General features: G+C 26.1%; 8 protein-coding genes. 2 read left to right on the top strand and 6 right to left on the bottom strand.

Annotation, left to right across the window (positions count from 1 at the left end; all coding sequences use genetic code 11):
- Positions 1 to 146: 146 nt before the first annotated feature.
- Positions 147 to 1,493, top strand: a complete 1,347-nt coding sequence (locus ACRDBA_RS09770; RefSeq protein ID WP_438572734.1) for a metallophosphoesterase — start codon at positions 147 to 149, stop codon at positions 1,491 to 1,493.
- Positions 1,494 to 1,679: 186 nt separating this feature from the next.
- Here ACRDBA_RS09770 and ACRDBA_RS09765 read toward each other — a convergent pair whose 3' ends face one another.
- The 4 genes from ACRDBA_RS09765 to ACRDBA_RS09750 are packed head-to-tail and all read right to left on the bottom strand — an operon-like array spanning position 1,680 to position 5,513.
- Positions 1,680 to 3,035, bottom strand: a complete 1,356-nt coding sequence (locus tag ACRDBA_RS09765; RefSeq protein ID WP_438572733.1) for a sensor histidine kinase — start codon at positions 3,033 to 3,035, stop codon at positions 1,680 to 1,682.
- A gap of 2 nt (positions 3,036 to 3,037) precedes the next feature.
- Complete coding sequence (locus ACRDBA_RS09760) at positions 3,038 to 3,703, bottom strand: response regulator transcription factor (RefSeq protein ID WP_438572732.1); 666 nt, start codon at positions 3,701 to 3,703, stop codon at positions 3,038 to 3,040.
- The gene (locus tag ACRDBA_RS09755) at positions 3,696 to 4,940 is read right to left on the bottom strand and encodes a hypothetical protein (protein WP_438572731.1); all 1,245 of its coding nucleotides are present in this window, start codon (positions 4,938 to 4,940) and stop codon (positions 3,696 to 3,698) included. Before ACRDBA_RS09755 ends, ACRDBA_RS09760 begins: the two co-directional genes overlap by 8 nt.
- Positions 4,941 to 4,976: 36 nt before the next feature.
- On the bottom strand, positions 4,977 to 5,513 hold the full coding sequence (locus tag ACRDBA_RS09750) for a hypothetical protein (RefSeq protein ID WP_438572730.1): 537 nt from the start codon (positions 5,511 to 5,513) through the stop codon (positions 4,977 to 4,979).
- 331 nt (positions 5,514 to 5,844) lie between these two features.
- Here ACRDBA_RS09750 and ACRDBA_RS09745 point away from each other — a divergent pair, with 331 nt between their 5' ends.
- The gene (locus ACRDBA_RS09745) at positions 5,845 to 6,318 is read left to right on the top strand and encodes a pyridoxamine 5'-phosphate oxidase family protein (protein WP_438572729.1); all 474 of its coding nucleotides are present in this window, start codon (positions 5,845 to 5,847) and stop codon (positions 6,316 to 6,318) included.
- Between the two features lie 47 nt (positions 6,319 to 6,365).
- On the opposite strand, the gene ACRDBA_RS09740 is transcribed toward ACRDBA_RS09745, so the two are convergent.
- Both ACRDBA_RS09740 and ACRDBA_RS09735 read right to left on the bottom strand, forming a co-directional pair.
- Complete coding sequence (locus tag ACRDBA_RS09740; protein WP_438572728.1) at positions 6,366 to 6,590, bottom strand: hypothetical protein; 225 nt, start codon at positions 6,588 to 6,590, stop codon at positions 6,366 to 6,368.
- A 96-nt stretch (positions 6,591 to 6,686) separates the two neighbouring features.
- Positions 6,687 to 7,993: DUF3427 domain-containing protein (locus tag ACRDBA_RS09735; RefSeq protein ID WP_438572727.1), on the bottom strand; the 1,307-nt coding region annotated here is incomplete at its 5' end.

Here is a 7,993-nt window from a genome sequence, read left to right as displayed (position 1 = left end):
TAATTTCTTTATATTGCAATATATGTTTGGACCTATTCTTTTTTACTCTATATTCAAAATTTAACTTGAATAAAATATAAGCTTATTAACCATACTCTAATATACATAATATAACTTGCATAAAATTTTAAAGAGAGGTTACACTTATGGCTACATTTAAATGGACAAAAAAAATTTTATTAATTATTAGTATAATAATGGTGTCTTCCCTTTTAGGATGTATAAACAAAGAAGCTAAAAATGATGAATTAAACACTTTAAATACATTAAACTTATATTCAAAGGATGAAGAGGCAGAATTTTATATTGCATCTGATATACATTATTTAGATAAATCTCTATATGATAATGGTGAAAGCTTTAATAAATATATCGCTAGTGGAGATGGAAAGGAACTATTATATATTGAGGAAATAACTAATATCCTTTTTGAAAAAATAAAGGAAACTTCGCCTAATTTCCTTATTATAAGTGGTGATTTAACTAATAATGGAGAAAAGCTTAGTCACTTATCATTAGCTAAAAAGTTAAAGGAAGTAGAAGCTAATGGAACTAAGGTTTATGTTATACCTGGCAACCATGATATTTCTAATCCTTGGGCTTTGAAATTTAGTGGAGATAAAAGAGAAAAGGTTGAATCTATCTCAAGTACAGAATTTAATGATATTTATAAGGAGTTTGGATATGATGAAGCTATATCTCGTGATTCTGCTTCCCTTAGCTATTTAATTGCACCAACAGAAAATACTTGGCTTTTAATGCTTGATACTAATATATATGAAAACAACTCTAAAAGCCCAAATGCTAAAGGAATTATTAGAGATGAAACTATAAGCTGGATAAATGACTGTGTTAAGCTTGCAAAAGATATTGGAGCTAATTTAATTTCAGTTACCCACCACAATATTATTAATCAAAGTAAGCTTTTCGGTAAATTTTATACTGTTGAAAATAACGATGAAATCTTAAAGCTTTTTGCAAATAATAATATTAAAACTAATTTTAGTGGTCATATTCATATACAAAATATAGCTTCTGCTAATATTGATAATAAAAATATTAATGATATAGCTTCTAGCTCTTTAAGTATTTATCCGTTTAATTATGGAGTATTAAAATATAGTCCTGAAGATAATGAATATAAATATCATGCTTCTTCTTTAGATGTAGAAGGCTTTGCAAAATCTAAAGGAATAAATTCTTATCCTCTAAATGATTTTAGAGAATACTCAAGAAATAAATTTAAAGAAAAATGCTATGGAATGGCACTTTTAGAACTTGAAACCCTTACTAATTATACTCCAGAGCAAAAGCAGGAAATGCTTAATACATTAAACCTTATTAATGATAATAATATTGATAATATTTCCCATAGCCCTGGCTTTAAATTATGGATGGATTATGGCTCAGAATTTTTTAAAGGCTTTTATCACTCAGCTACAAATAATATGTTTTTAGAAGACGCTACCTTGAATTTTAAATATGGAACATAGTATCTCTTTTAAAGCTAATTTGTTGTAACATAATAATGATAAAATTTTACTTATATAACGTCCATCTGTGAGCTATAAGTTTTTCTACACTAATAACATTTTTTTAAGTAATAAAAAAAGCTAGTATAGTTACAATAAATTTCCTCTATATCTATGAAATCTATTATAGCTAAACTAGCTTTCTAATTAATTTTTTATTATTTTTAATATAAATGAAATCTTATCTTTATCCAAATTATGAGATATATCCCATCTATTTTTTGAGCATAATATCTTACATATATAAAGACCTAATCCTGAACTTGATATTTCTCTTTTATTAGGATCACTTTTAACAAAAGCAGTAAATAAATTGTTTTTTATTTTTTCTGTTATATTGTCTTGGGTGTTTTCTACTATTAGCTCACCTTTATTCTCATGAACATTTAATAATATTTTTATTCGTTTATCCTTAGTATACTTAACTGCATTATTAATTAAATTTGAAATAACTAACTGCAAATCTTCCTTTATATCTTCTATAAAGAAATCATCACCACTAAGCTCAATTTTAATATCTTTATTTATTATTTCTTGACTTGATGTAACTAATGCATCATTAATAATATCTTTTACATTAAATAACTCCTTTGTTCTTTTAACATTAGCTTCTGACCTTGCAACTGAAAGTAAGTTTTCTATAAGCTTACTCATTTTTATAGATTCCTTTTCTATTCTAGATATTGCTCTAGATGTAAATTCATCTTCAAATTCCTCTTCTGTTAGCATTTGAGAATATCCTCTTATAGCTGTTAATGGAGTTTTAAGTTCATGAGTTGCTAAGTTAAAAAACTCCCTAGTTGTATTATTAAGCTCATTTATATTTTTCTTCATTTGATTAAATTCTTTTGTTATTTCACCTATTTCATCATTAGTTTTAACTTCTATATAATTAACTTCTTTTCCTTCTCCGAACTTTTTTATAGCATAAGTTAAGCTAGTTAAAGGTCTAGTAATTTTATTTACTATAAAATACATAGTTAATATTAATATAAGAGTTAATATTATTTGGCTTCCTAATACATAAAGTAAAAGGCTATAATTTGATTTATAAACATCTGTATAATCCTTTTGTAAAATTAGCTTTCCTTCATACTTATCTTCTATATAAATAGGATACATTAAGGTTGCTGAATAATAATTATCACCATTAGTAAGCTTTAAGTAAGAATCATCCTTGTTAGAAGATCTTATATAAAAGGCTATATCCTCTTTATTTATAACCTTTCCTTTATTTGTTCCTTCATTATTTACAAAACTAACATAAATGTTAAAGGCATCGCTTATTTTACTAACTATATTCCATTTATCGTTATAACCTGATTTAATACTTGTATTAATAACCTCTTTAGAATAATTCACTATAATATCCATATCATTTTTTATATAGCCCTCTATGTTTTCTTGAATTCTTTTACTAATAAAGACTGTAGAAAATATCATAACAAAAACTATTACAAAGGCTAATGAAGCTGTTATTTTATTTTTTATACTCCACCTCATAGCTACCTCATTATATAGCCTACGCCAAATACAGTTTCTATTATAGAATTGTCACTATCTTCTCCAAGCTTACTTCTTAACCTTCTTATATGAACATCTACAGTTCTATCATCTCCAAAATAATCAAAGCCCCAAACATTATCCAGAAGCTTGTCTCTTGATAATATAATTCCTTTATTTTTATTAAAGTAAGCTAATAAATCAAATTCCTTTTTATTTAGCTTTATAGGAACATTATTTTTTAATACAATTCTCTCTAGCTCATTTATTACTAAGGAATTGTTAGTATTATCTCTTATTCCCCTAGTTAGCTTTTCTTCTCTTCTAAGAATAGCCTTAATCCTCATTTTTACTTCTCTTATATCAAAAGGCTTAGTTATATAATCATCTGCTCCCTCTTCCATTCCCTTAAGCTTATCTGTAATGGTGTCTTTAGCCGTTACCATTATTACATAGCAATTATTTCGTATATCTTTAATTATATCTTCACCATTTATATCAGGAAGCATTAAATCTAAAAGAACTAAGTCTGGTTTAAAGGATTTTTCTAGTCTTAAAGCCTCTTCTCCAGTAAAGGCTGATTCTACATTATATCCCTCTCTTATAAGGGATGTGGTTAATATATCGTTAATTGAAATTTCATCTTCAACTACTAAAATCTTATTCATTTTTAACCCCTTCAATATTTATTTTTATATACTCATACTGTGAAAATACTGGCATAGCTCCATCCTCTTCATTTGAAAAAGCAAGTGTAATTATAAGCTCTGTACCATCATCATTAATTACAGTAGGTGCCATTTCCACCATATTATAATCCCCCATTTCAAAATTAATTTTATCATATATTTGAATTTCATCACCATTTATTCTTCCTATATAATATTCTTTTTGAAAAGAAGCTTCTGGTATTATCTTAGCTATAATTACAATATTATACTTAGGTAAATATTCTTCTATATATCCACTTTTCTTAAATGGATTTTCTATAACCTTTTGTTCTTTAGTTTTTAAATTATACTTTCTAATTTTTTCACTTCCTTCAAAGCTATCTATAATTAGTTCTCCTTTATCATTTATATCGACACCGCCAACACGCTTTCCCACATCTACTTGAAATCTGTCATAAGCTTTTAATTTAATATTTCCCTTTACTAAATCTATCTTTTTAATTTCCCCACCATAACTTATAAAGTAAAAGCTTTCTGTAACCTTATCATAAATAATTCCTGCTCTATCTACTATAGCCTCTTCATCTTTTAAAACAAATTCCTCTGCAGTTTTTATATTCTTTAAAATTAAAACTGGATTAGTAATATCTGAACCCCCTAAATATTCTACACTTTGTTTTTTGCTAATACCTTGGTAAATTAAACAATAATCATCATTTCCATTTACACCTTCTCCAAAACTTATAACTTCTGTAACCTCTTCATCATGATTAATTTTATAATTTACTTCAATTTCAGTTTCTGTTCCTTTTATCCTATCATAATAATAAATTTTACCGTCTTCATTACTTGTATAAATCCCTCTTTGAGCTTTTTCGCTTGTAGAGTATTGTGAATTTGCTATTAAATTATCATTTGTTTCTGAAATGGAATTATCACTATTAAATTTATACATCTGACTCCTTGTTTTTGCCGAAACTGGAAACCCCGATAATATCATTGCACCTTCTTTTTCACCTATAATCCCTAAAATATCATTTTCTTTATAATAAAGTGGAACAAAAAATTCCTCTGCAGCTACATTAATTTCTAAATCACTTTGAGTAATAGTAGGATTTAATATTTCCTCTGATGAAACATTTTCCTTATAGGTCATTTCCTTATTTATACCACATCCTGTTATTAGTAACATAGCTGGTATTGCCATTAAAAATATTCTTTTTATACTCTTCATAATTCTCCCCCTATTTATCTAAAAATTTAACTTACTTTATATAGTTGCAAGGATTATATAAGCTGCAACTACTAAAAATATAAATCCACCTATTAAAACTGCATACTTTATTACTCTCTTATCCTTATTCATTCCCCTAGGCTCTTTATTTTCTATAATTACAGTAGATTTTATCTCTTCAACTATATCTAAATAATTATTTGAATAAGGTTTATATTTAATTTCTGATTCTCTTTTAATCTTTAATTGTATTGTAGACTTTCCTTCATATTGAAATACCTTTAAATGCTCTATATCTTCTAACGGAATCTTATTAATAGATACCTTTTCAAAATCCTGCTTTGTATTTATTAAATAAAGATTTTTATTTGTTACTACAAAAATAGTATTCCAAACCCACTCATTTACAAATAAATATCCAAAAACATTTGGTCCTGATATTGGACTTTTTCTTCTTTCCTCTGCACTATAATTTAATGTTTCAAAATACCCAACCATTACTTCATCACTAGTAAATAAAGCTTCTACTTCTTTAATATTATTCTTAATATTTTTTTCTAATAAATTACTCATAAAAACCCCTCCCTAAATTAACTTTTTTATCTAATGGCTAATGTTTAAGTAAGAAAAGTTAATATATGGACTTAACCAAAAATCCACTATTATATAGATAAACTTTTCTTAACACCTTTCCAACGCTTATGTCTTTCTTCTCCTTGCTTACCTCTTACTTTAATAATATTGTATTTTAGACTTGTTACAAACTTATTAAAAAAATCACTTTATTTTAATTTAATTTTAGAGTTTATTAAATCACTTTTCCTCTAAGAAACTTATATACTATAAGTAAGGCGAAAAAGTAATTTAATTACTTTAACAATTTAAATAATATAGAGGTGTACAATTGCTAAGTAACTATAATTCATTATTTAATTATAAGGAGCTTTCCTTAAAAGAAATATATAAGGTTATAGGTAAAAGTTTTAGGTGTAACTTTAGTACATCTAAAAACAATATACCATATACAGTACCAATGTATTATTCCTATTGCATTAAGGATGATAAGCTTACTATGTATATGTTAAGTGATGCATCCGGAAAAAAAATGAATAATGCATATTCAAATGGACATGTATGTATTGAAGTAGTACATGAAGTGAAAAACTATTGTAATTTAGAACAAAAACTTATTGAAACAGTTGTAGCACAAGGTGTAATAAAAAGCATTGGGGTAGTTTCATCAAATGACCTGGTGGTAAAGGAAATCTTAAGTTCATGTACAAGATCCTCAAATGCAAAATATCTATCAAGCAAAAAAAATCTTATATTATTAACAGTTAAAATATACAACATAAAAGGACGAGGTTTTTTAGAGTAAAAAAATAAGCCAAGATTTCTCTTGGCCTATACATAATAAAAGTATTTTTATAGCATTGTATATAATTTTGTCCCTTGAGCTATATTATTTTGAATTTCTTCAAAAACCATTTTAGCTTCTTCAAAGCTTTCAAACTCACCTAAAGTTGTTGGCATTGTAAATCCTGCTGTATACCCTGAAATAATGCTTTTTCCCTTTTTTAATAAAGCCTTCTCAATTTGAATATAACTAACATCTACTAATATATCTTTCTTCTGAACTCTAATCCACATATTAAATCCCTCCCATATTAATAAATTTCTATCTACATATAATAATACTAAAAATTCCTAATATACTCCATATATAAACAAACTATAAATCCATTTTTAAATAATTATAGATTTATTAGCCTTATTAATCATAGATGCTGGTATCTCCTCTTCAAGCTCCCATACAAAGCTTATTGGCTTACTTCCTGTATGACTTCTATAATTACATAAACCTAAATAAGTAAAGGGAGCTGTTATTCCATCCTTTGTCTTTCCTTCTCTAACAAATAAAGCAACCTTACTGTTTTCCTTTATATGATTTATATATCTTTTCCCTGTTACACTTTCTGTTGAAGTAGTGCTTTGACTTTGCCAATGAAATAACTTTTCATTTATTGCATAATCTTCATATAAAGTTGAAGGTGAAAAATCCTTATCCGATTTATTTAAAGTAATAAAGAAAATATCTAATTTTTTATTTGCAAAATATTTTACACCTTCTCTAACCGCAGGCTTAGCTTTTTCATTATAATATCCAAAGACAGCCATTGCAGCATCTCTTGAATAACTGCAATGTAAATCTAATGGACATATAAATCCTAAATTTACTTTCTTATCTATAAAAGCTAAATTATTATAATTATATTTTAAAACCTCACATACTTCCTTCATCATAACCTTATTTTTAAGCAACTTAATAATGCCTTCTTCTAAGGAAATTAAACCTTCTTTATTAGGGCAGTTATTATAAAAAGTATAATAAAGCATATTTAACATTAATTTTGCTTCTTCATTTTTTACATTTAAGCTTTGATTTAAATTAAAGTTATTTATTAATTCAATAACAAATTCTATAAATCTTCTAGAATTAATAAAAAATAGATTTTTAAGTTTTTTAGTTATATTAGCTTCGCCTTCTTCATTAAAATCATCTCTGGTCTCAGCTAATACACACATTCTTGAAAAACTTCTATCTCCTGACTTTCCATAAAAATCTATTAAGGATAAATGATGATAAGCTAAAAAGTTTTCAAGAGTTAATTCCTTAGATGTATCACTTTTAAAAGTTCTTAACTTATTAATTAAATTAGATTTATTATTAACAGCTGATTTTATATTTCTTAAAATATATTCCTTAGCTTGCTTTTCTAATTGTATATAACATCCCTTTGGCAGTGTTAAAAATCCATTATCTAAATAATGCTTTACAGAATGAGTAGTTCTTCCTATTAAAGCTCTAAACTTTTCTTCAAAGTTATAATTTTTATGCGCTTGACCTACAAAGTCTAAAACTGTTAAGCATTCCTTTCCTTCAGAAAGTCTTAACCCTCTACCTAATTGTTGCAAGAATATTGTTAAGCTTTCTGTTGGTCTTAAAAATAAAATAGTATTTATTTCTGGAATATCTACACCTTCATTATATA

This window comes from Clostridium sp. (assembly GCF_051654825.1).
Taxonomy (GTDB): domain Bacteria; phylum Bacillota; class Clostridia; order Clostridiales; family Clostridiaceae; genus Clostridium.
This window is presented reverse-complemented; position numbering and strand designations above follow the sequence as displayed.

Coding starts and splice junctions, on each gene's coding strand:
- ACRDBA_RS09755 (WP_438572731.1), bottom strand. CDS start 4,940: ATGAAGAGTATAAAAAGAATATTTTTAATGGCAATACCAGCTATGTTA.
- ACRDBA_RS09760 (WP_438572732.1), bottom strand. CDS start 3,703: ATGAATAAGATTTTAGTAGTTGAAGATGAAATTTCAATTAACGATATA.
- ACRDBA_RS09765 (WP_438572733.1), bottom strand. CDS start 3,035: ATGAGGTGGAGTATAAAAAATAAAATAACAGCTTCATTAGCCTTTGTA.
- ACRDBA_RS09750 (WP_438572730.1), bottom strand. CDS start 5,513: ATGAGTAATTTATTAGAAAAAAATATTAAGAATAATATTAAAGAAGTA.
- ACRDBA_RS09770 (WP_438572734.1), top strand. CDS start 147: ATGGCTACATTTAAATGGACAAAAAAAATTTTATTAATTATTAGTATA.
- ACRDBA_RS09740 (WP_438572728.1), bottom strand. CDS start 6,590: ATGTGGATTAGAGTTCAGAAGAAAGATATATTAGTAGATGTTAGTTAT.